Below are 25,430 nucleotides of genomic sequence, written 5' to 3' on the forward strand. Positions count from 1 at the left end.
GTTTATCCTCTTCGGCGACGCCCTCGGTTCGTGCGGCTTGCCTCGATGGGGTACACCTGGAGCGTCATCGAAACGTGAGGAGACCCGTCAATGGCCGCCAACGACGACACCGGCTCGTGGCACTACGGACCCCTGCCGTCCACTGACGACGCCCCGGCGTGGATCTACGGGATCGTCCCCGACGGCTGGATCGCCGGGATGCCGGAGGTGACGGTCGACCGCGACGAGATGATCATCATCTGCCCCCTGCCGACCCCCGACCACCCCGCCGACGCGACCGAGTCCGACCGGGCCGCGACCGAGGAGGGCCGGATCTCCCGCTTCCGCGAGGCCACCCGCGACATGCGGGTGCAGATAGCGCAGCAGCTCCAGTACCGCTACCACCGGCAGTCCTCGTGGGGCGCGCGCTGCGGGAGCACCACGATGGTGTTCACCCACCAGTCGCTGCCGGTGACCACGCGTCTGCGCCAGCCCGAGCGGCTGGTGCTCGACACGCTCGTCGGATCGGGGGTGGCCGCCTCGCGCTCGGACGCGCTCGCGTGGTGCGTGCGCCTGGTCGAGCAGCACGCCGAGGACTGGCTCAAGGAGCTGCGCGAGGCGATGGTCAGCGTGGACGAGCTGCGCCGACGGGGGCCGTCGGTCTAGACCCGAATGCTTCGACCGGCGGGGACGCCTGACGTCCCCGCCTTTTTCATTCACCGCAGGAGCAGGTAGACGGCCGCGATCGCGACCAGGATCAGGACCGGGACGGCGACGCCGACGGCCACCGTCCTGGTCCGGTTCGAGTGCGGCTGCGGTTCACGGTGCGCCATGGACCTCTCCAACGATTCGTCCCTGTGTTGCTGCTGTGCATCTTCGCCCAAGTCGCACCCTCGCGCGGTGATTCGCGGCGAATGGGCGCGGTGCACGCCCGTAACCGTTCTGCGACAACGATCTAACGCGCTCGTTCCATGATCGAAACCGATCGCATTAGTTGCGAGCGTTCTTCGAACGCCGTCGATGATGATCGCTACTGAGCGGTAAAGCATGAAGGGCAAGTAGTTGTGATCGTTTCGAGCTTGAATGCGCAAACTCTGGGAAACCGCTAGGAGAGGCCCTGCTCAACGTCCGATCAATCGAGCACGAGTCCCTGCGCGCTCGCGCGGGTTCCCGTAGCGTCCGAAGGACCGGCCCCGGCCGGAGCGCCCGCGTCAGCGCTGGGCGACCAGTGCCGTCGAGCCAGTGCCTTGGAACCAGCGCCCATCGACAGCAGAGCACCGAAGGAGCCACCGTGAGCATCGAAGCCGCCGAACCCGCGACCGGACTGACCGATCCGCCCACCAGCCACGCAGGGCTGGTGGCCTGGGTCGGCGAGGTCGCGGCGCTGACCGACCCCGACCAGATCGTCTGGTGCGACGGCACCAGGGCCGAATGGGAGCGGCTGACCTCCGAACTCGTCGCGTTCGGCTCGCTGGTGCCGGTCCCGGCCAAGCCCGACTCGTTCCTCGCGCGCACCGACCCCGACGACGTCGCCCGGGTCGAGGGGCGCACCTTCATCTGCTCGGTCGACCCCGAGGACGCCGGCCCCACCAACAACTGGACCGCGCCCGACTACATGCGCGAGACCATGACCGGCCTCTACCGCGGCTCCATGCGCGGGCGCACCATGTACGTCGTCCCCTTCTGCATGGGCTCGCTCGAGGCCGAGAAGCCCATGTTCGGCGTCGAGCTCACCGACTCGGCCTACGTCGCCGCCTCCATGCACATCATGACCCGCATGGGCGCGTCGGTCCTCGACAGGATGGGGACCGACGCCGAGTACGTGCGCTGCCTCCACTCCGTCGGCGCGCCCCTCGAAGCGGGCCAGACCGACGTGCCGTGGCCGTGCAACGAGACCAAGTACATCTCCCACTTCCCCGACGACCGCGAGATCTGGTCCTACGGCTCGGGCTACGGCGGCAACTCGCTGCTGGGCAAGAAGTGCTACGCCCTGCGCATCGGCTCGGTCATGGGCCGCGACGAGGGCTGGCTCGCCGAGCACATGCTCATCCTGCGCATGACCAGCCCCGAAGGGAAGGTCTACCACGTGACCGGGGCCTTCCCCTCCGCGTGCGGCAAGACCAACCTCGCCATGCTGGAGCCGACCATCCCCGGATGGAAGGTCGAGACCCTCGGCGACGACATCGCCTGGCTGCGCTTCGGCGAGGACGGGCGCCTGTGGGCCTCCAACCCCGAGTACGGCTTCTTCGGCGTCGCGCCCGGAACCGACTACCGGACCAACCCGAACGCCATGCGCACCATCGAGAAGGGCCACACCCTGTTCACCAACGTGGCCCTCACCGACGAGGGCGACGTCTGGTGGGAGGGCATGGGCGAGGCGCCCGACCACGCGATCGACTGGAAGGGCGAGGACTGGACCCCGCAGTCCGAGGGGCCCTCCAGCCACCCGAACAGCCGCTTCTGCACGCCCGTCAAGCAGTGCCCGGTCCTCGCCGACGAGTACGACGACCCGCGCGGCGTCCCGATCGACGCCATCCTCTTCGGCGGGCGGCGCGCCACCACGATCCCGCTGGTCACGCAGGCCCGCGACTGGGTCCACGGCGTGTACATGGGCGCGACGCTCTCCTCGGAGACCACCGCCGCGGCGGTCGGCCGGGTCGGGGTGGTCCGGCGCGACCCGATGGCGATGCTCCCGTTCATCGGCTACAACGCCGCCGACTACTTCGGCCACTGGATCGAGATGGGCAAGGCCGCCTCCGACGAGTCGCTCATGCCGCAGGTCTTCTACGTCAACTGGTTCCGCCGCGGCGAGGACGGCCGCTTCCTGTGGCCCGGGTTCGGCGAGAACTCCCGCGTCCTCAAATGGGTCGTCGAGCGCCTCGAAGGCCGCGCCGAGGCCGTCGAGACCCCGATCGGGTACTGCCCGACCCCGGAGTCGCTCGACGTCGAGGGCCTCGACCTCGCCGAGGCCGACCTCAAGGCCGCCCTCCTGGTCGACCACGAGGAATGGGCCGCCGAGGTCCCGCTCGTCGAAGACTGGTTCGCCCGCTTCGGCGACAAGCTCCCGGCCATGCTCTGGAGCGAACTCGACGCGCTCAAGCAGCGCCTCGACGTTCAGTAGGGTTGGCGCGCAACGCGAACGCGAATCACCGCAAACCGGGGCCGGGGTGTCGCGCACCCCGGCCCCGGTCTGCTGTCCCGCTTGACGGGGCGAAGTGCACGAGCGGCGCGGCGCCGCCCGAGGCGAGGTTCGCGAACGGCGGACCGGCACCCGAGGTGAAGCGTGCGAACCCTAAATCGGGGGAGCCTACAATTGCCGGTTGTGGCGATCTCGAACCTGCTTTACCGGATCTACGAGCGTCGGCTCGCTCGCGAGCTGACCGGCCAGTCCCTGCCCAAGCACATCGGCGTCATGGTCGACGGCAACCGGCGCTGGGCCCGCGACATGGGCCTGACCGACCCCAACGACGGCCACCGCGCCGGCGCCAAGCACATAGAGCGCTTCCTCGGCTGGTGCGACGAGCTCGGCGTCGAGCACGTGACCATCTGGCTCCTCTCGACCGAGAACCTCTCCCGGCCCAAAGACCAGCTCAACCCGCTCCTGGACATCATCGACGAGCTCGCGGGGGAGCTGTCCGAGGACGACCAGCCCTGGCAACTGCGCATGGTCGGCGCCCTCGATCTCCTCCCCGAGGAGCACCAGGCCGCCCTCAAAAGCGCGCAGCAGCGCACCGCCGAGAAGCTCGGGATGCAGGTCAACCTGGCCGTCTGCTACGGCGGCCAGCGCGAGATCGCCGACGCCGTGCGCGCCTTCATGCTCGAACAGGCCGCCGCGGGGGCGAGCCTGGAAGAGGCCGCGGACGCCCTCGACGCGGACTCGATCGCCCGCCACCTGTACATGACCGGCCAGCCCGACCCGGACCTGGTGATCCGCACCAGCGGCGAGCAGCGCATCTCGGGGTTCCTGCTGTGGCAGTCGGCGTACTCGGAGTTCTACTTCTGCGATTCGAACTGGCCGGACTTCCGGCGCGTCGACTTCCTGCGCGCGGTCCGCTCCTTCGCCACCCGAGACCGCCGCTACGGCAAATAGCCGCGGGCGAAGCCCGCGGCTCAGCTCCGTGTCTAGGAGAGGGTCACGCCCGCTTCTTCGAGGTCCTTCAGGGCCTTGGCCCTGGTCTCCTCCGCCACCGCCGCGGTGTACTCGAGGAGGACCGTCGTCGCGAAGCCCTCGGCGGCGGCGTCGATGGCGGTCGCGCGCACGCAGTGGTCGGTGGCGATGCCTACGACGTCGACCGCGTCCACGTCGCGCTCGCGCAGCCACGCGGTCAGGCCCGTCTCGCCCGAGGAGCCCTCGAAGCCCGAGTACGCCGCCTCGTAGGCGCCCTTGTCGAAGACCGCCTCGGCGAGCGTGTGGTCGAAGTCGGGGTGGAAGCCCGCGCCCGGGGTGCCGACCACGCAGTGCGGGGGCCAGGAGTCGCGGAAGTCCGGTTCGGCCGAGAAGTGCTTGCCCGGGTCGATGTGCCAGTCACGGGTGGCCACCACGTGGTCCCATCGTTCGGGTTCGGCGCCGATGAGCGCGGTGACCGCCGCCGCGACGGCCGCGCCGCCCTCGACGGCCAGCGAACCGCCCTCACAGAAGTCGTTCTGGACGTCTACCACGATCAATGCCCGGCTCATGTCTTGATCCTATGGGCATTCGCCGACCGCTTCAAGCCACGGGTGGATCACGGCCCGGCGCCGGGTGCGCGAAGAGCCCGGAAGCGGCCGCTTCCGGGCTCTTCGCGTGCTTTCGGGCTAGTGGCCCTTCACTTCCTTGACCAGGTGGCCCCACTTCTCGTCGAAGACGGGGCGCTCGGAGCGGATGCGCGGGAGGCGGTCGAAGTTGCGCAGCGGCGGCGGGCAGCTGGTGGCCCATTCGAGCGAGCCGCCGTAGCCCCACGGGTCGTTGGTCTCGACCACGCGCCCGGCCTTCCAGGACTTGAACAGGTTCCAGATGAACGGCAGCGTCGACAGACCGAGGATGAACGCGCCGACCGTGGAGATCATGTTCAGCGTCGTGAAGTCGTCGGTCTTGAGGTAGTCGGCGTAGCGGCGGGGCATGCCCTCGGCGCCGAGCCAGTGCTGGACCAGGAACGTGGTGTGGAAGCCGATGAAGGTCAGCCAGAAGTGGACCTTGCCGAGCCGCTCGTCGTACATCCGGCCCGAGACCTTCGGGAACCAGAAGTACACCCCGGCGTAGACGGCGAACACGATGGTGCCGAACAGCACGTAGTGGAAGTGCGCCACCACGAAGTAGGAGTCCGAGACGTGGAAGTCGACCGGCGGGCTGGCCAGCAGCACGCCCGACAGGCCGCCGAGGAGGAAGGTCACCAGGAAGCCGATGCTGAACAGCATCGGCGTCTCGAAGGTCAGCTGGCCCCGCCACATGGTGCCGATCCAGTTGAAGAACTTGACGCCGGTGGGCACCGCGATGAGGAAGGTCATGAGCGAGAAGAACGGCAGCATGACCGCGCCGGTGGCGTACATGTGGTGGGCCCACACCGCCATCGACAGGCCCGCGATCGCGAGCGTGGCGGCGACGAGGGTCTTGTAGCCGAAGATCGGCTTGCGGCTGAAGACCGGGAAGATCTCGGAGACGATGCCGAAGAACGGCAGCGCCACGATGTACACCTCTGGATGGCCGAAGAACCAGAACAGGTGCTGCCACAGGATCGCCCCGCCGGTCTCGGAGTCGAAGACGTGCGCGCCGAGCTGGCGGTCGGCCACGACCGCGAGGAGCGCGGCGGCGAGGATCGGGAAGACGAGGATCACGAGCAGACTCGTGATGAGGATGTTCCAGGTGAAGATCGGCATCCGGAACATGAGCATGCCGGGGGCCCGCATGGTCACGATCGTGGTGATCATGTTGACCGCGCCGAGGATGGTGCCCAGACCCGAGATGGTGAGGCCGACGAACCACATGTCGGCGCCGATCCCGGGGGAGTTCACCGCGTTCGACAGCGGCTGGTAGGCGAACCAGCCGAAGGAGGCCGCGCCGCCGGGAGTGATGAAGCCCGAGACCGCCAGCAGCGAGCCGAGCAGGTACAGCCAGTACGCGAAGGCGTTGAGCCTGGGGAACGCCACGTCGGGCGCGCCGATCTGCAAGGGCACCAGGTAGTTGCCGAACGCGAACACGATGGGCGTCGCGAACATCAGCAGCATGATGGTGCCGTGCATGGTGAACAGCTGGTTGAACTGCTCGGAGGAGACGATCTGGAGTCCCGGCTGGAACAGCTCCGCGCGGATCAGGAGTGCGAGGACGCCGCCGATCGCGAAGAACGCCATCGAGGTGACGAAATAGAGCAGGCCGATCTGCTTGGCGTCGGTGGTGCGGAGTGTGCGGGCGAGCCAGGAGCCGTTCGGCTCGCGGCGCACCGGCCACGGGCGCGCGACGACAGGCGTTGGCTCCAGCTTGGGCTCAACCGTGGTCACCTGTGGGCCTCCAGATTCGTTTTCCAGGTAGCGAACGCAGCATAGCTCCGCGAGCGGCCGCGGACGCGCAGGGGCGTTGCGGAAGCGGCGTGGCGGTGCGTGATCGTCTGCTGCGCTCTCGGTGGTTCTCGCAGGTCGACGGTGCGACCGGGCATTGAGGAGGAGTGCCGCGCGCGGGCCGCGGACCGGTGCGGCCCCGCGCGGGTGAGCAAGGTCCTACAGGTTCATGCGCCGCTGCGGGCGTCGGGCTCCAGGGCCGCGTAGACCCGCTTGACCAGGAGGGCGGTCTCGTAGCCGACCTGGCCGAGGTCGCACCCGGCGTTGGCCAGGACGGCGAGCTGGGCGCGGTCGCCGACGGCCATGAGCAGCAGGACGCCCTCGTCCATGTCGATGACCGACTGGCGGATGCGGCCGGCGTCGAGGACCTTCGCCGCGCCGGTCGTCAGGCTCGCGAGCCCGGAGGTGATGGCGGCGAGCTGGTCGGCCCGGTCGGTCGACAGTCCGCGCGAGGCGGCGATGGCGAGGCCGTCGACGGAGACCGTGAGCGCCTCGGAGACGTCCGGGACCTTCTCCACGAAGGAGGTCAGGAGCCAGTCGAGTTCACCGACGTTCTTGTCCTTGCTATCCATCTCGCTGCTTTCTATTGGCGTTGTTCGTGCGCGGCGGCCGCCGCGATGCCGGAGGCGAAACCGGCGAGCCGGTCTCGGATCTCGGCCGGATCGATGTCGGCTCCGCCGCCGGAGCGCGTGGCGGGCACGGAGCCCGGGAGCAGCCGGGTGCCCGGCGCGCGACGGGGCAGTTCGGCGCCGTTGACCCTGCCAGAGGATTCGAGTGCTCGGTTCACCTTCCTGAAGGTAACATCCAGCGTCTCGGAGCCTGGTCCCGCAGGCCCCTGGGAGCCGTTGGCGCCGTTGAGTGTTCCTCCGGCCACAGGCCGTGGTTCCGGGGCCGGCCCGGCCTTGCGCGGGCGCGGCACGATCGGCTCGACGGCGCTCGGCGCGGCCGCCTCGGCGCCCGTCCCGGTCACCGGCAGGTTCGCCGCGCGGGCCGACAGCGCCAGCCGCGCGGCCGAGCCGCCCGTGCCGTCGGGCGACAGGCCCACCGGGTCCTCGGCGTGGGCGCTCGCCGGGATGCGCACCAGCGCGAGCGTGCCCTTGCCCATGGTCGAGTGCAGCTGCTGCACGCTGATCGAGTGCTCGGCCGCGAGGCGCCCGACGACCAGGAGGCCCATGGTCGCGGTCAGCTCGGAGTTCAGCTGGGTCGGCTCGGCGAGGCGGCGGTTGATCGCGGCCATCGGCTCGGGCGCGAGCCCGATGCCGTCGTCGGCGATGGAGATGACGATCTCCGAGCCGGTGCGCCGCGAGGTCACCCGCACCGACTGGGTCGGCGGCGAGTAGGCCGCGGCGTTGTCGAGCAGTTCGGCGAGGATGCGCACCAGGTCGCCGGCGGGCTTGGTCTCCAGGCGGGCCGCGACGGGGTTCTCGACCACGACGCGCCCGGCGTCCTCGATCTCGGCCACGGCGTCGCGGATGATCGCCTCCAGCCCCGAGGGGTGGCTGTAGCGGCGCTGCGGGTCGCCGCCGGCGAGCAGGAGCAGGTTCTCCTCGTTGCGGCGCATACGGGCGAGCAGGTGGTAGACGCTGCGCCACTCGTCGGGGACGGACGTGCCCGGCGAGCCCTCCACGAGGGCCTCCATGACCTGCTGCTGGCGGCGGATGAGGCTCTGCCCGCGGCGGGCGAGGGTCTTCATCATCGCCTCGACGTCGATGCGCAGCAGGGCCTGGTTCGCCGTCTGGCGCAGGGCCTGGTGGTGGGCGGCGCTGAAGGCCTCGGCGAGGCTGTCGAGCTCGTCGGCGTAGCGCGAGTCGCTCGCCATGAGCGTCTGGCGCTTCGCGGCCTGGAGCAGCCGATCCACCTCGTCGGCGTTGCCCGCCTGCGAAACGGCCGCGACGGTCTTGGGCAGCGTGTCGTAGGCGGCGGTCAGGGTCGCCTCGCGGACGCCGTCGACGCGCAGGCTGATGCGGCGGGCGAGCATCGCCGCCGAGATGATCGCCGTCAGCGCCAGCACGATCACCAGCGCGAGCGTGGTCAGCAGCGTCCGCGACGAGGCGTCGCGCATCGCGTCGACCTCGTCGTCGAGGGAGTCGAGGATCGACTCCTGGGTCGTGTCCAGGGCGGCCACGATCGAGCCCTGGGAGGTCGAGAAGTCCTGCGGCGAGATGGAGGGGATGTTGCCGCGCAGGTAGATGCCGAGGGCCTGGCGGGCCGCCTCGGCCTCGCGGGACTCCGAGGCCTGCCGGTAGACCGAGGCGGTCTGGGCGGAGGCGTTCGCCTTGAACTCCACGATCTGGCGGTCGAAGGACCCCGAGAGGTAGGAGACGGTGCTGAGCGTGTCGCGCCCGACCACGACCGCGCCCTCCTGGGCGAGCATCGCGAGGTCGGCGGCGACGGTGAACTGGATCTCGGCGGCGATCCGGCTGGCCTGCATGACCGCGGCCAGGGAGTCGAGGTGGGCCGAGACGGTCGCGTCGTCGACCAGGCGCGGCAGGATCGAGGCGACGCCGACGATCTGGTCGGCCACGCCGCGGTAGACCTGGTAGGCCTCCTCGACGGCGGTGTCGCTGAAGTCGGCCTCGCCGGCGGCGAGCATGTCGAAGCCGGCGCGGGCGATCTCCAGGTCGTGGGCCTTGGCGAACAGCTCGTCGAGGTCGTCCTCGAGGTCGGGGAAGCGCTCGGAGGCGGCCGCGGCGGTGGTCTCGAGGTCGGCGAAGGCCCGGTCGGTCTCGCGGCGGGCGACCGCGGCGTCGAACTGGCCGCCGCCGCCGTTGATGACCGAGCCGACCAGCGGCGCGGCCTCGGCCTGGTGCACGTCGAGGGTCCGGTTGAGCCCTGCGGACAGTTCGGCGAGCACCTCGGCGTCGGTCGCGTTCTGGTACTCGTCCCAGACGCTGATGGTCTGGAACAGCCCGAGGACCAGCATCCCCATGAGCGCCGCGGCGATCGGCAGCATCAACTGCATGCGGATGGGGAGACGACTGGTGCGCTGCCGGGCTTTACGGGACATCGAGGGGCGTCCTTTCTGAGAGCGACGATCCGCGCTGCGGCGTGCTGGTGACCATCTTCGCTTGTTGGTCCTGGGCTTCGTGAGGCGGGGCTCACCCCACGAGCGGTCGTGTCTCTGGGTAGCGGTACAGGCGGTGTCGCGTACGCAATGCCAGTGAGGCCGCAAACAGTACCGGTCCCACACGGCCGGTGTACATCGCGAGGGCCAGCAGCCACTTCGAGGGCTCGGACAGGTCGAAGGTGATCCCGGTGGACTGCCCGACCGTCGCGAACGCGCTCGTCACCTCGAACATGATCGCGGTGAGCTCGACCTGCGGCTCGAACCGTTGCAGCAGGAACACCCCGAGGGCGTTGCAGGCGACGTAGACGAGCGCGACGGTGAGCGCCTCGCGCATCACCGCGGGGCTGATGCGGCGGCGAAAGACCGTCACGTCGGGCTCGCCGCGCACCTCGGCCCAGATCACCAGCAGCAGCACGAAGAACGTGGTGACCTTGATGCCGCCGGCCGTCGAGGCCGAGCCGCCGCCGATGAACATCAGGATGATCGAGCCCAGGAGCGAGTCCTCGCGCATCGTGCCGATGTCGACGGAGTTGAACCCGCCGCCGCGGACCATCGCGGACTGGAAGAACGCCGGCGCCAGCTTGTCGTACCAGGGCCACTGGCCGAACGTGGCCGGGTTCGTCCACTCGAACACCAGGAAGGCGGCCCAGCCGCCGACCAGGAGGATCGCCGTTCCCGCGAGGGTCAGCTTGGTGTGCACCGACCACTGCCTGCGGCCCCAGCGCCGCCGCGTCATCTCGAAGACCACGGGCATCCCCAGGCCGCCGAGGATCGTCGCCACGCACAGCGGCACGGCGATCCACGGATCGGTCGCGTAGCCGACGAACGAGTCGGCGAACAGCGCGAACCCGGCGCTGTTGAAACTGCTCACCGAGTGGAACACGCCGTTCCACACCGAGGAGGCCGCGCCCATCCCGTACGCGGAGAACCGGATCGCGAGTGCGAGCGCGACCGCCGCCTCCACCAGGAACGAGAACGCGACGGTGCGCACCAGCACCGCCCGCACGTCGCCCAGGCTCAGCGCCTGGCTGATCTCCATGCGCGTGCGCAGCTTCGTGCGCAGGCCCAGCTTCTTGGACACCAGCAGGCCCACCAGGACCGCGCTGGTCATGATGCCCAGCCCGCCGATCTGGCAGCCCAGCAGGATCACGAACTGCCCGAAGCCCGACCAGTGGCCGGGCGTGTCGACCACCGCCAGGCCGGTCACCGACACCGCCGAGGTCGCGGTGAAGAACGCGTCGGTGACGCTCGTCGGCTCCCCGTCGGCGTGCGCGACCGGCAGCATGAGCAGCAGCGCGGCGACGGTGATCGCCCCGAGGAAGATCAGCGGGACGAGCCGGGCCGGGTGGCGGAAGAAGGCCTTGAATCGGGCGGTCATGTCAGGTCGTGGAGGCGAAGGCCTCGACCTTGGTGGTCGCCCCGGAGACGATGAGGGTGTCCCCGGCGGCCACGACCGTCTCCGGGGTCGCGTACGTGAAGTCCTCGCCGGACTGCTTGACGCCCACCACGGTGACCCCGTACTTGCTGCGCAGGCGCGATTCGGCGAGCGTGCGCCCGACCGCCTCGTTCGGCGCCCGCGTCTTGACGATCGCGAAGCCGTCGTCGAACTCGATGAAGTCGAGCATCTTGCCGCTGACGAGGTGCGCGACCCGCTCGCCCATGGCCGCCTCGGGGTAGACCACGTGGTGGGCGCCGGTGCGGTGGAGGATCTGGCCGTGCTTGGCGTTGATCGCCTTGGCCCAGATCTCGCGGACCCCGACCTCCTCGCACGCCAGGACGGTGAGCACGCTCGCCTCGATGTCGGTGCCGATCGCGACCACGACGTGGTCGAACTCGCCGATGCCGAGCTGGGCGAGCACCGCCGACTCGGTCGCGTCGGCCTGCACCACGTGCGTGAGGGTCTCCGAGGCGCGCTGGACGATCTCGGGGCGCTCGTCGATCGCCAGGACCTCGTGGCCCAGGCGGGTGAGGGACTCGGCCACGGCCGAGCCGAAGCGGCCCATGCCGATGACGGCCACGGTCTCCTCGGTGGCTCGCTCGCCCCTGCCGAACAGGTTCATCGGATCGCCCCTCGGACGCGGCGCTGGCTCGGTGCTGACACGAGAGCTGATTCTGCCACTCGCCGGGCGCGAACGCGGTGCGCACCCGCGGAACCTCAGGACGCGGGACGGATCGGGGGACGGAAAGAGGGAGGCGGTCGATAACCCCTCATGACCGCCTCCCTCGAACACCCCTAACACTCTCCAAGGATGGAGGAGCTTCACATTCTACTCCGCGAGCACGGCCCGAAGGAAGTCCTGAGTACGGGCTTCCCGCGGCTCGGAGAACATCGCCTCGGGCGTGCCCTGCTCGACGATCCTGCCGTTGTCGAACATCATCACGCGGTTCGAGACGTCCCGCGCGAAGCCCATCTCGTGGGTCACGATGAGCATCGTGATGCTCGTGGTCGCCGCGACGTCGCGCAGCACCCCGAGCACGTCCGAGACCAGCTCGGGGTCGAGCGCGCTGGTGACCTCGTCGAGCAGCAGGATGTCGGGGTCCATCGCCAGCGCCCGGGCGATCGCGACGCGCTGCTGCTGGCCGCCGGAGAGCTGCGCGGGGTAGTTGTCGACCTTCTCCGACAGGCCCACCAGTTCGAGCAGCTCGCGGCCCTTGGCCTCGGCCTCGTCCTTGGAGCGGCCCAGCGTGTGGACCTGCGCCTCGGTGACGTTGCGCAGCACCTTCATGTTCGGGAACAGGTTGAACTGCTGGAACACCATGCCGATCTTCTGGCGGGCGCGGCGCAGGTACCGCTCGTTCGCGACGTGGAGCTTCCCGCCCTTCTCCATGTGGGAGTAGGGCTTCCCCTCGACCCAGATGACGCCGCCGTCGGCGTCGGGGTCCTTCACCGGGGTCACCCGCTCCAAGGTCATGAGCAGGCGCAGGATCGTGGTCTTCCCCGAGCCGGACGGGCCGATGAGGGTGACCCGCTCGCCGGGGGCGACCTCGAAGTCGAGCTCGTTGAGCACGCTCAGGTCGCCGAAGGACTTGTTCACCCGGTCGAAGCGGATGATCGGCTCGCCCTCGGCGGGCCCGGAACGGTCAGAAGTGTGATTTGGCAAGACGGTTCTCCAATCTCCGCGCCGCCACCGCAATCGGGTAGGAGGCGGCCAGGAACAGGATCCCGGCGATGGTGTATCCCTCGATGTCACCGGTGTAGTGCTGGCCCTGGTACTTCTGGATCTGGGAGATCATCTCCAGCACGCCGATGGCGAACAGGGTCGGGACCTCCTTGAACATGGCGATGATCCAGTTGGTGACCGCGGCGGTCGAGCGCCGCATCATCTGCGGCAGGACCACCGCGCCCCAGGTCCGGTGGGCCGGCAGGCTCAGCGCCGTCGCCGCCTCCCACTGGCCCTTCGGGATCGCCTCGATCCCGGCCCGGTAGGACTCCGAGGTGTAGGACGCGTAGTGGACGCCCAGGACCGCCGAGCCGACGGCGAAGGCGCTCCACTCGGGGTTGATGTAGTAGCTCGTCGCCGTCCACACGAACAGCACCTGCACCAGCAGGGGCGTGTTGCGGACGAACTGGAAGAACCCGGAGACGACGCGCTTGAGCCAGGTCGGCCCGACGCGCTCGCCGATGGCGACCAGCAGGCCCAGCGCCACGGCGATGAGGCCGGCCACCAGGGTGACCTGGAGGACGACGATGAAGCCCCTCCAGACCGCGGGGAGGACTTCGAGAGCGGTCTCGCTGTTCCAACCGTCCATCAGAGGGAACCTCCCGCCGCGCCGGCCCCGCCGGGGGGAGCGACCGCGCGGACCTTCTTGGGCGGCTCGACGCCGATGCCGCGCTTGGCGCGGCGCTCCAGCGCGCGCATCCCGGTCCAGATGAGCCAGGCGAGCACGAAGTAGACCACGAGGATGAACCCGTACTGCGGCAGCAGGTACTGGCCGCTGGGTCCGCCGAGGATGCCGGCCATGGCCGTGAGGTCGAGGACGCTGATGAACGAGACCAAGGCGCTGGCCTTGAGCAGCATGATCGCGAACGAGCACAGCGAGGGGATCATCTCGGGCCAGGCCTGGGGCAGGACCACCAGGCGCAGGCGCTGCAACGGGGTGAAGTTCACCGCGACCGAGGCCTCCAGCTGGCCCTTGGGGACCGCCGCGATCGCGCCGCGCACGATCTCCGAGCTGTAGGCCCCGTAGTTGAGGCCGAGCGCGATGATCCCTGCGGCGATCATGTAGTCGAACTGGATGCCCAGGATCGCCGGCATGGCGTAGGCGAACCAGAACAGCTGCACCACCACCGAGGAGCCGCGGATGAACTCCACGAACACGCGCGCGGGGGTGCGCACCGCCAGGAACCTCGAACTCGTCATGATCCCCAGGGCGAACGCGACGATGAGCGCCAGGGCCGCCGAGGCCAGGGTGACCGAGACGGTCACCAGCAGCGGTTCGGCGTACCTGGGCAGCGAGTCGATGACCGCTTGAAGGTTCATGGGACGCCTACTGGTAGGTGTCCGGGCACAGGTCCTGCGCGGTCAGGCCCTCGGGGTGGTTCTCCTCGACGGTGAACCCGTACTCGCTGACCAGGCCCTCCCAGGTCTCGGTGTCGGCCAGCAGCTCCTGGAGCTTCTCGTTGATCGCGTCGCGGAAGTCGGTGTCCTTGGGCTGGAAGACCGCGGCCCCGGCGCCGATGATGTCCTCGCCGGTCTCGGGGTCGGTCAGCCAGAACCCGTCGGTGGTCTCGACGTCGCCGTCGGCGTCGGCGGCGAGCTTGAGGTTCGCCGAGGTCAGGCCCACCGCGTCGCAGCGCCCGGCCTTGAGTTCGAGGATGAGCGCGGCCAGGTTCGCCTGGACGTTGATGCGGTCCTCGTCGAAGATCTGGTCGGCCACCTCCTGCTCGCTCGTGCCGTTCATGACGCCGATGACGCCGTCGGTGTCGGCCATGGCGTTGAGGGTGGTCCACCCGCCCGGGTTTCCGGCCGTGACCAGCAGCGCGTCCGGCATGATGTAGTCGGGGTCGGCGAACGCGACCGCCGCGCAGCGGTCGGGGGTGACGTACATCCCGGCGATGACCATGTCGTGGTTGGTGCCCAGGCCGGTGATCAGCGCGCCCCAGTCGGTCAGCTTCCACTCGATCTGGTCGGGCCCGATGCCGAGCTCGCCGAGCAGGTGCGTCTGGACGTCCACGGACTGTCCGAGCACGTTGTCGCCCTCGGTGTAGGCGTAAGGGGGCTCGTTCGCGTAGGCGACGCGGATCTTGCCGCCGTCCTGGGCCTTCTGGAGCAGGCTCGTCCCGCCGCCGTTGCCGTCGTCCCCGCCGGAGTCGGTGCGCGAACAGGCGGCCAGGGCCATGGCCGCCGCTCCGGCGGCGGTGCCCTGGAAGATGGTGCGGCGGTTGAGATGAAGTTCTTTCGACACTGTGGTCGCCTCCTGAGTTGGACTCGGGTGTCTTGCCGACCCTAACGTTCTATTGTAAGTTTGTCGACAATCCGATGATCGACGTTCGGTAACAAACCTGAAAGCATGTTCGCGAGGCCGCAACCGGAGCGAGCGGCGAAACGTGAAGTTCCGACGGCGATAGGATGCCGACCATAAGCGACGGAAGGAGAGCGGGCCGACGTGTCGACACGCAACAGCGGACTGAGCGCGCTCGCGGGCGCGCGCCAGGTGGGGCGCCTCGCGCCCGTGCGCCGCACCTCGACGGTGGACCTCATCGCCGAACGCCTCCGCGAAGCGGTCGTCGAAGGCTCCCTGCCCCCGGGGGCGGTGCTCGGCGAGGCCGAACTCGCCTTCCAACTGGGCGTCAGCCGCGGCCCGCTGCGCGAGGCCATGCAGCGCCTCACCGCCGAAGGACTCCTGGTCATCCCGCGCCGCCGCGGCCTCGCGGTGCGCACCATGACCCCCGAGGACGTGCGCGACATCCACTGGCTGCGCTCGCGCATCGAACCCGAACTCGGCCGGCGCATCCTCGCCCGGCCCGCCGCCGAGCGCAAGACCGTCCTGGCCGAACTCGGCGCCGAGGTCAAGCGGATGCAGCGGGCGCTGCGCAAGGACGACGCCCGCGACCTCGGCGACGCCTACCTCGACTTCCACCGGGCCCTCGCCGCCTGGGGCGGCTCGGTGCGCCTGGCGCGCATGATGGCGACCCTGCTCATCGAGACGCGGCTGTGCACCTTCTCGATGTACGAGCACTTCGAGGTCCACCGCGACCTCGTCCCCGAGCACGTGGCCTTCGTCGAGGCGCTGGCCGCCGAGGACGCGCGCCGCTTCGCCGTCCTCATCGAGGCGCACCTGGACGCCGAGGTCGCCCGCCTGCTCGCCGAGCCGGTGGCCGCCGCGAAGGAGGGCGAGGACCGGCTCCTGGCCGAGACCCCCGACGAGCCGCAGCCCCTCGACCGCCTCGACCTCCCCGAAGGCCTCTGACCCCGACCGGTCCTGCCGCCGCGCACCCCCGCGCCGCAGGTGGAACGGGCGTTGTCGACATCCCGACACACCGCGTTCCGCTGCTGGACCGTTCGTTATGCGACCGATATAAAGAGGGCTCCGACACCCGGACAAAATTCGAGACGGAGCCCAAAATGTCACACCCCCGGCGAATCTCCACAATGGCGGCCACAATGGTCGCCGCCGTCGTGGCCGCCCTGGCCTTCACGGCCGGCACCGCCCAGGCCCAGACCTTCGAGTACGTCGCCCTCGGAGACTCCTACGCCTCCGGCGTCGGCACCCGCTCCTACATCGACGACGGCACCGACTGCCAGCGCTCGACCCTCGCCTACCCCTCCCTGTACGCCGCCGCGAGCGGCGCCAGCCTCGACTTCGCGGCCTGCTCGGGCGCGACGACCGGGGACGTGCTCTCCGGTCAGATCGGCGCGCTCTCGGCCTCCACCGACCTCGTCACCATCACCGTCGGCGGCAACGACACCGGCTGGGCCGGCGTGGTCCAGCAGTGCGCCTACCCCGCCCCGCTCACCTGCGACAGCGAGATCGCCGCGGCCGAGGCGTTCATCCGCGACCAGCTGCCCGCCAAGCTCCACGCCGTCTACGACGCCATCGCCGCGGCCGCGCCGAACGCCCAGGTGGTCGTCCTGGGCTACCCGCGGCTGTTCAACGGCGAGGAGTGCAACATCATCACCCGCATCAGCCCCGCCGAGCAGGCGGCCCTCAACGCCGCCGCCGACCTCCTCGCCGAGACCATCGGCCTGGTCGCCTCCAGCCACGGCTTCACCTACGTCGACGTGCGCGGCGCCTTCGACGGCCACGCGGTCTGCGACGACGCCGAATGGCTCAACGGGCTGTCCTGGCCCATCGGCGAGTCCTTCCACCCGAACCAGGCCGGCCACGCGAGCGGCTACCACCCGCTGCTCGCGGGCGTGGCCTGACCGCGACGACGAAGGGCCCCACCGGAGCGATCCGGTGGAGCCCTTTCAGGCGTTCGCGGACCTTAGAGCAGGCCGCCGGTGTCGCCGCAGACCTTCCAGGCGCCGTCTTCCTTGACCAGGTCGAGGTCGTAGGACTCGTCCATGGGGATCGAGCCGAAGTCGGGGTGCGTGAGCTCGCCGGTGATGGTCACCGGCACGGTCGCGTTGTCCCCGTCGACGGTCGCGTCGCCGACGCTGTAGTCGATCGTGATCTCGGCGTCCTCGAACATCTCGGCCATCTCGGCCAGTTCGGCCTCGCTGTCCTCCGCGTCGGCCAGGTCGGCGTCCATCTCGTCGGCGAGCTCGGAGCACATGTACGGGCGCAGGTCGTCGGCCAGGCCCTGGAGGTCGCTGAGGCCGCCGCCGGTGACCGCGTCGTAGGTCGTCGACATGTAGCCCTCGGCGACCTTCTCGGGGGAGTCGCCGGCGCCGGGGCCGCCGCTGCTCCAGGGCTGGAGGACCAGGAGGACCACCGCGGCCGCGAGGACCACGACGCCGCCGACGACGCCGACGATCAGGCCGGTCTTGCTCTTCTGCGCCGGGGGCGGCGCGCCGTAGCCGGGCTGCTGGCCGTACCCGGGTTGGGGCTGCTGCCCGTATCCGGGCTGCTGCTGGCCGTACCCGGGCTGCTGCGGCTGGTATCCGGGCTGCTGGGGCTGCTGCCCGTAACCCGGTTGCTGCCCGTAGCCGGGCTGCTGGGGCTGCTGGCCGTATCCCGGTTGCTGCCCGTAGCCGGGCTGCCCTTGGGGCGGTTGCTGGTTCGGGTCGAATCCCGGCTGCTGAGGCGGGTAGGCCATGACGGTTCCTCGGATTGTCGTGAGCGTGTCGCGCCAGGCTAACACGCGCGGCCCAGCCCCCGGGGTCTTCATTGTCCTCGCTCCCGGCAAGGGAAAAGGCGGCGCCGGGACCGTGAGGTCCCGGCGCCGCCGGCGATGCGCGGAGGGCTCAGCCGCCCTCGGCGGGCTCGCCGGAGTCGTAGCGCGGCACCTGGCTGTCGTCCATCACCAGTTGCTTGCGCGCCTCGAACGGGTCGAGGTCGGCGCCCCTGGGGATCATCTGGATCATCGTGTCCGGCACCGATACGGACCTGACGTCGCCGTAGCCCAAGAGCTTCTGCGTCGAGTCGGTCACGCCCTCGTCGACCAGGCCGAACTGGAAGCCGAGGCTGTCGATCAGGTAGGTGTTGCTCTGCACCGTCGCGCCCGAGTTCGTGCGCGAGTCGGCGAGCACGGCCCGGCCCGGCGGCAGCACCGTCTGGGCCGTCAGCCCCTCGACGCTGGAGAAGATCTCGCCTTCGGGGGTGAACTCCACGGCCTTGGCGTTCTCGGTGAGCGTGGTCGGCGCCGAGTCGTACAGGGCCACCGAGATGCGGGTCTGGCCGTCCTCCTGGGCGGTCGGGTCGTAGACGCTGCACAGCGCCGGACGCTCGCCCGAGGGCTTCCACACCGTGTCGCTGAGGACCTTCGTGGGGAAGTTCGCGGTGCCGTACTCGGCCTGCGCCCCGTACTCGTCCAGGGCCGTCGGGCTGACCGAGACGGGGTTGCCGTACTTGGCCTGGAGCAGGTTCTTCTGCGTCTCGGTGATCCGGGCGAACTCGTCGCCGCGGTCCTGGGTCTCCAGCAGCACGTAGAAGTTCCCGGCGATGTCGAGCGGGTGGCCGTAGTTCACGATCCCGCCCGCCTCGCTCGGCACGCCCTCCGCGGAGGGCTCCTGGAAGTAGTCGGGGATCTCGACGGTGAGCGGCGCGCCCGGCAGGATCGTGTTGATGACGTTCTCGTTGACCGGGATCGCCTGGCTCTCGGTCATCCGGAGCGCATCGAGCGTGCTGGTCTCCTCGATCCGGTAGCTGCGGTCGTTCCACAGCAGGAAGTACTGCGCCTGCTGGCCCTGCGAGGTGTCGACGGCGGTCTTCACCAGGACCCACTTGTCGTCGCTGAGCCACTGGGAGGGCGGCTCCATGTCCGAGATGACCAGCTGGGTGAGCTGGTGGCTGTCGATGCTGCCGACCTCGCGCGGCATCGAGCACGCGTTCCAGTCCTGGTCCTGGAGCAGCTCCTCGGCCGTGGGCGGCTGCGCGGGCACGTTGTCGATGCCGACCATGAACCCGCGCGGGACGTCCGTGAGCGAGGTGGGCTTGAGGTTCTGCACCGGCGGGTCGCCCTCGTAGGGCTGGAGCAGCAGCAGCGCCGAGGTGAAGTTGGCGACCGGCCACAGCTTCGCCGGGTTCGCCTCGGTCGGCTCGCCCCCGCCGGCCACCGTGTACACGTAGATCGCGCTCGTGCCCTTGACCTGGATGATGTGGTTGAGCTGCGGCGCGTCGTTGCCCTTGCCGAACAGCGTCGCCACGGCGAACCCGCCGAAGATCACCACCATCACCATGAACGAGGCGAAGATCGAGACGCCGATGCGCCGCAGCGGCCGCTCGATCGAGTCGGGGTTGGCGAGCACCAGCGCCTGGTTCATCCGCGAGGTGATGAAGCGGTGTGCCTCCACCTGCTCGCGGCGGGAACGCATCTGGGCCATCGGTGTGTGCCTCTCTTGGAGTCGGGGTCGGGGGTGCGGGCGGTCAGCCTCGCAGCGACAGCGCGATCGAGTACAGGTCGCAGACCCAGCCGACCAGCGGCAGGATCGACACGATGAGCAGCGCCTCGATGATGTCGAGCGCGCGGCCCCAGGTGGGGGCGATCTTCTTGCCGGCCACGGCCAGGCCGTAGACCATCGCGATGAGCGTCACCAGCGTCAGCGCGCCCAAGATCACCGTGAGCCGCACCAGGATCGAGTCGTTCCCGAAGAACACCGCCGCGAGCGAGGCCGCCAGGGCCCCCATGCCGCCGGCGAGCATCACGATGCGACCGGGGCGGTCCTCCACCGTCCGGGAGCGGCTCAGCAGCACCAGGCCGATGATCACCGCCAGGAGCAGGCCGGGCGTCTGGCCCGAGAACGCCAGCGCGATCGACGAGACCAGGCCGACCACGGCCGCGAAGGAGTACAGGGCCTCCAGGTAGTTCCCGGCGTGCTCGGAGAGCTTGAGGATCCGCTTGCCGTCGATGGCCTCGGCGTCGCCCTCCTTGAGCTCCTCGGTGGTCGCCGGCAGCTGCGGGGTCGGGACCATCGCCATCGACAGCGACAGGCGCGGCGCGGCCGGGAGGATCGCCAGCGCCAGGGGCGCGGCGATGCCCGCGGCGGTGGCCGCCGTCCCGTCCGGGATCACCATCATCAGGGCCGTCGAGACGCCGAGGACCACCGCGCCGAGGATCGTCACGATGAACACCGGCGCCGAGGCCATGTCGCCGACGGCGACCATCGACAGGACGCTGAACAGCAGGATCGCCGAGGCCGCGATGAGCACGTGCGGGCCGGCCAGGTCGAACAGGGAGTTGCTCCCGGCGGCGATGAGCAGGCCGCCGACGCCGCCGTAGAGCACGGCGGTGACGCCGAAGTAGGTCGCGGCGCGCGAGTCGCCCACCGCGCGCGAGAGCAGCGCCGCGGCGCCGACCAGGACCGCCGCGATGCCGAGGCCGACGATGGCGCTCGCCATGCGGCCGGTGAGCAGGATCGCGACGGCGCCGATGCACAGGGCCGCGGTGCCGACGCCGACGCTGAAGCGCTTGGTGGCCAGGTGGTCCCAGCGGTTGCCGCGCTGCTCGGTGGCGGTGGCGACCGCGTCGATGATGTCGTCGAAGACCACCTCGGGCTTGGCGGCGTCGGCGGGGTTGAGGTAGAGCATCTCCCCGTCGCTGATCGACAGCTGCGAGCACGAGTGGCCGGTGTCGAGGGCGTCCTCGCCGAGCCTGGCGAGGATCCACCCGCCGTTGTCGCCGGCTTCGTCGATGTAGTACTCGCCGGCCTGGTGCAGGATGGTGGGCAGCAGGTCGGAGAGGGGGACGTCTGAGGGCAGTGCGAGGTCGATCCGCGTGCGCGGACTGACGATCGTCACCCTTGAGAGAGTGGCCGACTTGGTGCTCACCGCGTGAACCTCCGGGTCAGGTCGGTAATCGGGGGACCGTTCAAGGATAATTCCCTCGCGCAACGGCGGGTGTACCGCCCGTGTGGCGATGCGGTTCTACCCTGTTAGTGCGATACTCGACAGAGCGCACTTACAAACCTTTATACGGCAGCGTCGAATCGCGGCTCGCAAGCAGCCTCGCCGAAGCTCGCGGACGCGAATCGGACGAGGCGTGGTAGACGCATCCCCCGGTGAGTACAAGGACCCTCTGTGACGACCAAACTCTTCCGCAGGCCTCCGCGCAAGCGCGGACCGCAGGCTCCGCGAGGCGACATCCTCCTGGAGTCGCCGCCGGACATGCCCGATCCGCAGCCCAAGAACATCTCGCAGTATCTGATGATCCTGCCGATGCTCGCCGGCGCCGCCGCGATGGCGATGATGATGATGATGCGCACGACCGGCGGCGGCTCGGGCGGCAACAACACCCTGCGCATCGCCATGGGCGCCATGATGGGCATCTCCATGGTCGGCATGATGGCCACGAGCATGGGCGGCAACCGCGCCCAGAAGAAGGCCGAGTTCAACGCCGACCGGCGCGACTACATGCGCTACCTCAACCAGGTGCGGCGCCGGGCCCGGAAGGGCGCCGAGCGGCAGTGGCGCGCGGCGCGCTGGCGCCACCCCGACCCGAAGGCCCTGTGGTCGCTGGTGGGCTCGCGGCGCATGTGGGAGCGGCGGGTGAAGGACGACGACGCGCTGGACGTGCGCGTCGGCATCGGCAAGCAGCGCATGACGATGAAACTGGTGCCTCCCGAGACGAAACCGGTCGAGGACCTGGAGCCGATGACCTCGATGGCGCTCCGGCGCTTCGTGGCGGCCCATTCGAACGTGATCGACATCCCCAGGTCGATGAAGTACACCGAGGCCGGGCGGATGGTCCTGCGGGGCGACCGTGCGCTCGTGATGGACAACCTGCGCTCGCAGCTGTGCCAGTTGGCGGTGCTCCACTCGCCCGACGACGTGATCTTCGCGGTCGTCGCCGACAACGAGCGGATGCCCGAGTGGCACTGGATGAAGTGGCTGCCGCACTTGCAGCACCCCAGCGCCGAGGACGGCGCGGGCCCGGTGCGGATGTTCTACAGCACCACCACGCAGCTGGAGACCTCGCTGCGCGACCAGCTCTCCAGCCGCGGCGCGTGGGCGCCGGGGGCCGGACCGGGGGAGGGCCAGGCGCAACTGGTCGTCATCCTCGACGGCGGGGAGGTCGACCCGACCGGCGTCATCGCTGCCGACGGGATGGCCGGGGTCACGGTGTTCGACTTCTCCGGTTACCTGCCGCGCAAGCCCGGGCCGCAGATCAAGCTCTACGACGTCACGCCCGAGGAGATCTACACCGACCAGGCCGGGCGCCGCCGCGTGCTCGGCAAGCCCGACCGCCTGTCGTACAACCAGGCCGAGGGCATCGCCCGCTCGCTGTCGCCGTGGCGGCTGTCGCTCAAGAACGCGAGCGGCGGCACTGATTCTGGTGACGAGGACGCCTCGCCGCTGAACAACCCGTCGAGCCTGCCCGAGATGCTCGGGTTCAACGACTCCGCGGCGCTCGACCCGGCCGTGCACTGGCGCGAGAAGCCGATCAAGGACTACCTGAAGGTCCCGATCGGGCCCGGCCCGGACGGGGCGATCGTCGACATCGACTTCAAGGAGTCGGCCGTCGGCGGCATGGGCCCGCACGGCCTGCTCATCGGCGCGACCGGTTCGGGCAAGTCCGAGGTGCTGCGCACCATCGTGGGCTCCTTGATCGCCACGCACTCCTCGGAGGAACTGAACTTCATCCTCGTCGACTTCAAGGGCGGCGCGACCTTCGCGGCCCTGGACGACCTGCCGCACGTCTCGGCGGTCATCACCAACCTCGCCGACGAGATCGAGCTGGTCGACCGCATGGCCGACGCGCTCGAAGGGGAGCTGGTGCGCCGCCAGGAGGTGCTGCGCGCGAACGGCAACTTCACCAACCGGTGGGAGTACGAGAAGGCCCGCAAGGCCGGCCAGCCGCTCGACCCGATGCCGACGCTGCTCATCATCGCCGACGAGTTCTCCGAGATGCTCGTCGCCAAGCCCGAGTTCATCAACCTGTTCCTCCAGATCGGCCGCATCGGCCGCTCGATCGGCGTGCACATGCTGCTCGCCTCGCAGCGGCTCGAGGAGGGCAAGCTCAAGGGCCTGGACACGTTCCTGTCCTACCGGGTCGCGCTGCGCACCTTCTCGGCGCAGGAGTCGCGCACCGTCATCGGCTCCGGCGCGGCCTACGAGCTGCCGCAGGCGCCCGGCCACGGGTACCTCCAGGTCGGCACCGAGGACCTGGTGCGCTTCCGCGCCGCCTACGTCGGCGGGACCTACAAGCCGCCCAAGCGCGTCGCCTCGCGCGCCGAGCGCATCGCCGCCGTGCAGCACAAGGTGCAGCGGTTCCTGCCCGGCTTCGTCGAGCTCCCGCCCGAACCGGAGGTCGAGGAGGAGCCCGAGGAGGAGCTGGCGCCGACCGAGGCCGACGAGGAGAACGAGAAGCTCTCCGACCTCGAGGTCATGGTGAACAACTGCATCGGCATGGGCCGCCCGGCCCACGAGGTGTGGCTGCCGCCGCTGGCCGAGCCGCCGACCCTCGACCAGCTGCTCCCGCCGCTGGAGGCCGACCCGCAGCGCGGGCTGTCCCCGAAGGGCTTCTCACTCAACGGGAAGCTCCACGCCGTGCTCGGCGAGGAGGACCGGCCGTTCGAGCAGCGCCGCAGCCCGTTCGTGGTCGACCTCTCCGGCGCCCAGGGCACCGTGGCGATCGCAGGCGGGGCCCAGTCGGGCAAGTCGACGATGCTCCGCGGCATGATCGGCTCGCTCGCGCTGCTGCACACGCCGCGCGAGGTGCAGTTCTACTGCCTCGACTTCGGCGGCGGCACCCTGCGCGGCATCGAGGACCTCCCGCACGTCGCGGGCGTCTTCGGCCGCCAGGAGGAGGAGGGCGTGCGGCGCACGATCCAGGAGGTCACGACCATCCTGGACGAGCGCGAGACCTTCTTCACCGCCAACAAGATCGACGGCATGGGCTCCTACCGGCGCATGAAGGCCGAAGGCCGCTTCCAGGACGACCCGTACGGCGACGTCTTCCTCGTCATCGACAACTGGATGACGCTGCGGGAGGACTTCGAGCCGTTCGTCGACCAGGTCCGCGCCATCGGCAACCGGGGTCTGGCCTACGGCGTGCACGTCATGGTCACCTGCACCCGCTGGGGCGACATCCGCATGAACATGCGCGACATGTTCGGCCTGAAGCTGGAGCTGAAGCTCTCGGACAACATGGAGTCCGAGATCGACCGCAAGGCGGCGGCGAACGTGCCGAAGAACCGCCCCGGCCGGGGCCTGTCGCTCCAGAAGCTCCACTTCCTCGCCGGCGTGCCCCGCGTCGACGGCATCCGCGACGGCGACAACCTGCAACCGGGCGTCGAGGACTTCGTCAAGAAGGTCAAGCAGGCCTGGCGCTTCGCGCCCTGCCCCGAGGTGCGGCTGCTGCCGCGCCAGCTCAAGGTGGCCGACTTCCTCAAGGCGATCGACCGCTCGAAGCCGGGCATCCCGATCGGCCTCAACGAGGCCGGGCTCAAGCCGGTGTACCTCGACTTCCAGACCGAGCCGCACCTGCTCGTGTTCGGCGACTCCGAGTCGGGCAAGACCAACCTGCTGCGGCACATCGCCCGGGAGATCCAGGCGAACTACACGCCGCAGGAGGCCAAGGTCATCATGGCCGACTACCGGCGCGGGATGCTCGAGGAGATCTCCAAGCCGACCCTGCTGGACTACGCCATGTCGGGCAAGCAGTTCGAGAACTCGGTGAAGAACCTCAAGGGGCCGATCGAGCGGCGCCTCCCCGGCGACGACGTCTCCCCGGCGCAGCTGCGCGACCGCTCCTGGTGGACCGGTCCGGACCTGTACCTGATCATCGACGACTACGAGATGGTGGCGCAGCGGGTCAACCCGCTCGCCCCGATCGCCGAGCTCATCCCGCAGGGCCGCGACATCGGCTTCCACGTCATCATCGCCCGGCGCGCCTCCGGCGCCTCGCGCGCGATGATGGACCCGATCGTCGGCCAGATCAAGCAGTTGGAGTCCCCGGGCCTGCTCATGAGCGGCCGCAAGGAGGAAGGCGCGATCTTCGGGAAGCTGCGGCCCAGCCCCCAGCCCCCGGGCCGCGGCACCCTGGTGCGCCGCAAGGACGGCGAGCAGCTCATCCAGACGACGCTGCTCCCGCCGAACGGCACCGCGTAAGACGAGGAGGGCCGCTCGCGGCCCGAATGCAGGAGTAGGGCCGCCCGCGGCCCGATGTGAGACGGGGCCGCCGACCCGGCGGCCCCGGACGGCCCGCTCGCGGCCCGATATGAGGATCACCACGGGGCCGGCGACCGCGCAACCGGTCGCCGGCCCCGCCGCGTATCCCGGGCAGCAAGGAAGACCCCTTCGCCGCACCCGA

19 protein-coding genes are annotated in these 25,430 nt (G+C 69.9%); 6 read left to right on the forward strand and 13 right to left on the reverse strand.

What is annotated here, in order from left to right; translation table 11 throughout:
- Positions 1 to 90: 90 nt before the first annotated feature.
- From IF12_RS0102660 to IF12_RS0102675, 3 genes are all read left to right on the forward strand, one after another.
- Positions 91 to 645: a hypothetical protein gene (locus IF12_RS0102660; protein WP_030144716.1), complete on the forward strand. Its 555-nt coding sequence runs from the start codon at positions 91 to 93 to the stop codon at positions 643 to 645.
- A gap of 631 nt (positions 646 to 1,276) precedes the next feature.
- A complete protein-coding gene (locus IF12_RS0102670; protein WP_030144717.1) occupies positions 1,277 to 3,100 on the forward strand; it encodes a phosphoenolpyruvate carboxykinase (GTP) in 1,824 nt (607 codons plus the stop codon).
- 201 nt (positions 3,101 to 3,301) lie between these two features.
- Entirely contained in the window at positions 3,302 to 4,069 is a 768-nt protein-coding gene (locus IF12_RS0102675) for an isoprenyl transferase (protein ID WP_030144718.1), read from the forward strand.
- 32 nt (positions 4,070 to 4,101) lie between these two features.
- Here IF12_RS0102675 and IF12_RS0102680 read toward each other — a convergent pair whose 3' ends face one another.
- The 10 genes from IF12_RS0102680 to IF12_RS0102725 all read right to left on the reverse strand — a co-directional run bounded on the left by IF12_RS0102680 (position 4,102) and on the right by IF12_RS0102725 (position 14,980).
- On the reverse strand, positions 4,102 to 4,656 hold the full coding sequence (locus tag IF12_RS0102680) for an isochorismatase family protein (RefSeq protein ID WP_030144719.1): 555 nt from the start codon (positions 4,654 to 4,656) through the stop codon (positions 4,102 to 4,104).
- Between the two features lie 117 nt (positions 4,657 to 4,773).
- A complete protein-coding gene (gene ctaD / locus IF12_RS0102685) occupies positions 4,774 to 6,450 on the reverse strand; it encodes a cytochrome c oxidase subunit I (RefSeq protein ID WP_030144720.1) in 1,677 nt (558 codons plus the stop codon).
- Positions 6,451 to 6,674: 224 nt separating this feature from the next.
- Positions 6,675 to 7,079 carry a roadblock/LC7 domain-containing protein gene (locus IF12_RS0102690; protein ID WP_030144721.1) on the reverse strand — a complete coding sequence of 135 codons (405 nt, stop codon included), beginning with the start codon at positions 7,077 to 7,079 and terminating at the stop codon, positions 6,675 to 6,677.
- Between the two features lie 11 nt (positions 7,080 to 7,090).
- The gene (locus tag IF12_RS0102695; protein ID WP_081912994.1) at positions 7,091 to 9,514 is read right to left on the reverse strand and encodes an ATP-binding protein; all 2,424 of its coding nucleotides are present in this window, start codon (positions 9,512 to 9,514) and stop codon (positions 7,091 to 7,093) included.
- 91 nt (positions 9,515 to 9,605) lie between these two features.
- On the reverse strand, positions 9,606 to 10,952 hold the full coding sequence (locus IF12_RS0102700) for a TrkH family potassium uptake protein (RefSeq protein WP_030144723.1): 1,347 nt from the start codon (positions 10,950 to 10,952) through the stop codon (positions 9,606 to 9,608).
- A gap of 1 nt (position 10,953) precedes the next feature.
- A complete protein-coding gene (locus IF12_RS0102705) occupies positions 10,954 to 11,634 on the reverse strand; it encodes a TrkA family potassium uptake protein (RefSeq protein ID WP_030144724.1) in 681 nt (226 codons plus the stop codon).
- A gap of 207 nt (positions 11,635 to 11,841) precedes the next feature.
- The gene (gene ehuA / locus IF12_RS0102710; RefSeq protein ID WP_304412660.1) at positions 11,842 to 12,675 is read right to left on the reverse strand and encodes an ectoine/hydroxyectoine ABC transporter ATP-binding protein EhuA; all 834 of its coding nucleotides are present in this window, start codon (positions 12,673 to 12,675) and stop codon (positions 11,842 to 11,844) included.
- Positions 12,656 to 13,324, reverse strand: a complete 669-nt coding sequence (locus IF12_RS0102715; protein ID WP_030144726.1) for an amino acid ABC transporter permease — start codon at positions 13,322 to 13,324, stop codon at positions 12,656 to 12,658. The genes ehuA and IF12_RS0102715 overlap by 20 nt, the downstream gene beginning before the upstream one ends.
- Positions 13,324 to 14,055 carry an amino acid ABC transporter permease gene (locus tag IF12_RS0102720; RefSeq protein ID WP_081912997.1) on the reverse strand — a complete coding sequence of 244 codons (732 nt, stop codon included), beginning with the start codon at positions 14,053 to 14,055 and terminating at the stop codon, positions 13,324 to 13,326. Before IF12_RS0102720 ends, IF12_RS0102715 begins: the two co-directional genes overlap by 1 nt.
- Positions 14,056 to 14,062: 7 nt before the next feature.
- On the reverse strand, positions 14,063 to 14,980 hold the full coding sequence (locus IF12_RS0102725) for a transporter substrate-binding domain-containing protein (RefSeq protein ID WP_030144728.1): 918 nt from the start codon (positions 14,978 to 14,980) through the stop codon (positions 14,063 to 14,065).
- Between the two features lie 201 nt (positions 14,981 to 15,181).
- Between IF12_RS0102725 and IF12_RS0102730 the strand changes: the two genes are divergently transcribed.
- Positions 15,182 to 15,985 (forward strand): GntR family transcriptional regulator, encoded by an 804-nt coding sequence (locus IF12_RS0102730; RefSeq protein ID WP_051703870.1) that lies wholly within the window; start codon positions 15,182 to 15,184, stop codon positions 15,983 to 15,985.
- 182 nt (positions 15,986 to 16,167) lie between these two features.
- Positions 16,168 to 16,941: an SGNH/GDSL hydrolase family protein gene (locus IF12_RS0102735; protein ID WP_133884157.1), complete on the forward strand. Its 774-nt coding sequence runs from the start codon at positions 16,168 to 16,170 to the stop codon at positions 16,939 to 16,941.
- A gap of 62 nt (positions 16,942 to 17,003) precedes the next feature.
- Here IF12_RS0102735 and IF12_RS25980 read toward each other — a convergent pair whose 3' ends face one another.
- The 3 genes from IF12_RS25980 to eccD all read right to left on the reverse strand — a co-directional run bounded on the left by IF12_RS25980 (position 17,004) and on the right by eccD (position 20,917).
- Entirely contained in the window at positions 17,004 to 17,777 is a 774-nt protein-coding gene (locus tag IF12_RS25980) for a hypothetical protein (protein ID WP_051703871.1), read from the reverse strand.
- Between the two features lie 148 nt (positions 17,778 to 17,925).
- Positions 17,926 to 19,503, reverse strand: a complete 1,578-nt coding sequence (eccB, locus tag IF12_RS0102745) for a type VII secretion protein EccB (protein WP_081913000.1) — start codon at positions 19,501 to 19,503, stop codon at positions 17,926 to 17,928.
- A gap of 43 nt (positions 19,504 to 19,546) precedes the next feature.
- On the reverse strand, positions 19,547 to 20,917 hold the full coding sequence (gene eccD / locus IF12_RS0102750; protein ID WP_051703872.1) for a type VII secretion integral membrane protein EccD: 1,371 nt from the start codon (positions 20,915 to 20,917) through the stop codon (positions 19,547 to 19,549).
- Positions 20,918 to 21,196: 279 nt separating this feature from the next.
- Between eccD and IF12_RS0102755 the strand changes: the two genes are divergently transcribed.
- On the forward strand, positions 21,197 to 25,228 hold the full coding sequence (locus IF12_RS0102755; protein ID WP_030144734.1) for a type VII secretion protein EccC: 4,032 nt from the start codon (positions 21,197 to 21,199) through the stop codon (positions 25,226 to 25,228).
- The last annotated feature ends 202 nt before the right edge of the window (positions 25,229 to 25,430 follow it).

The sequence above is a fragment of the Glycomyces sp. NRRL B-16210 genome, from assembly GCF_000719515.1.
Classification (GTDB): Bacteria; Actinomycetota; Actinomycetes; order Mycobacteriales; family Micromonosporaceae; genus Glycomyces.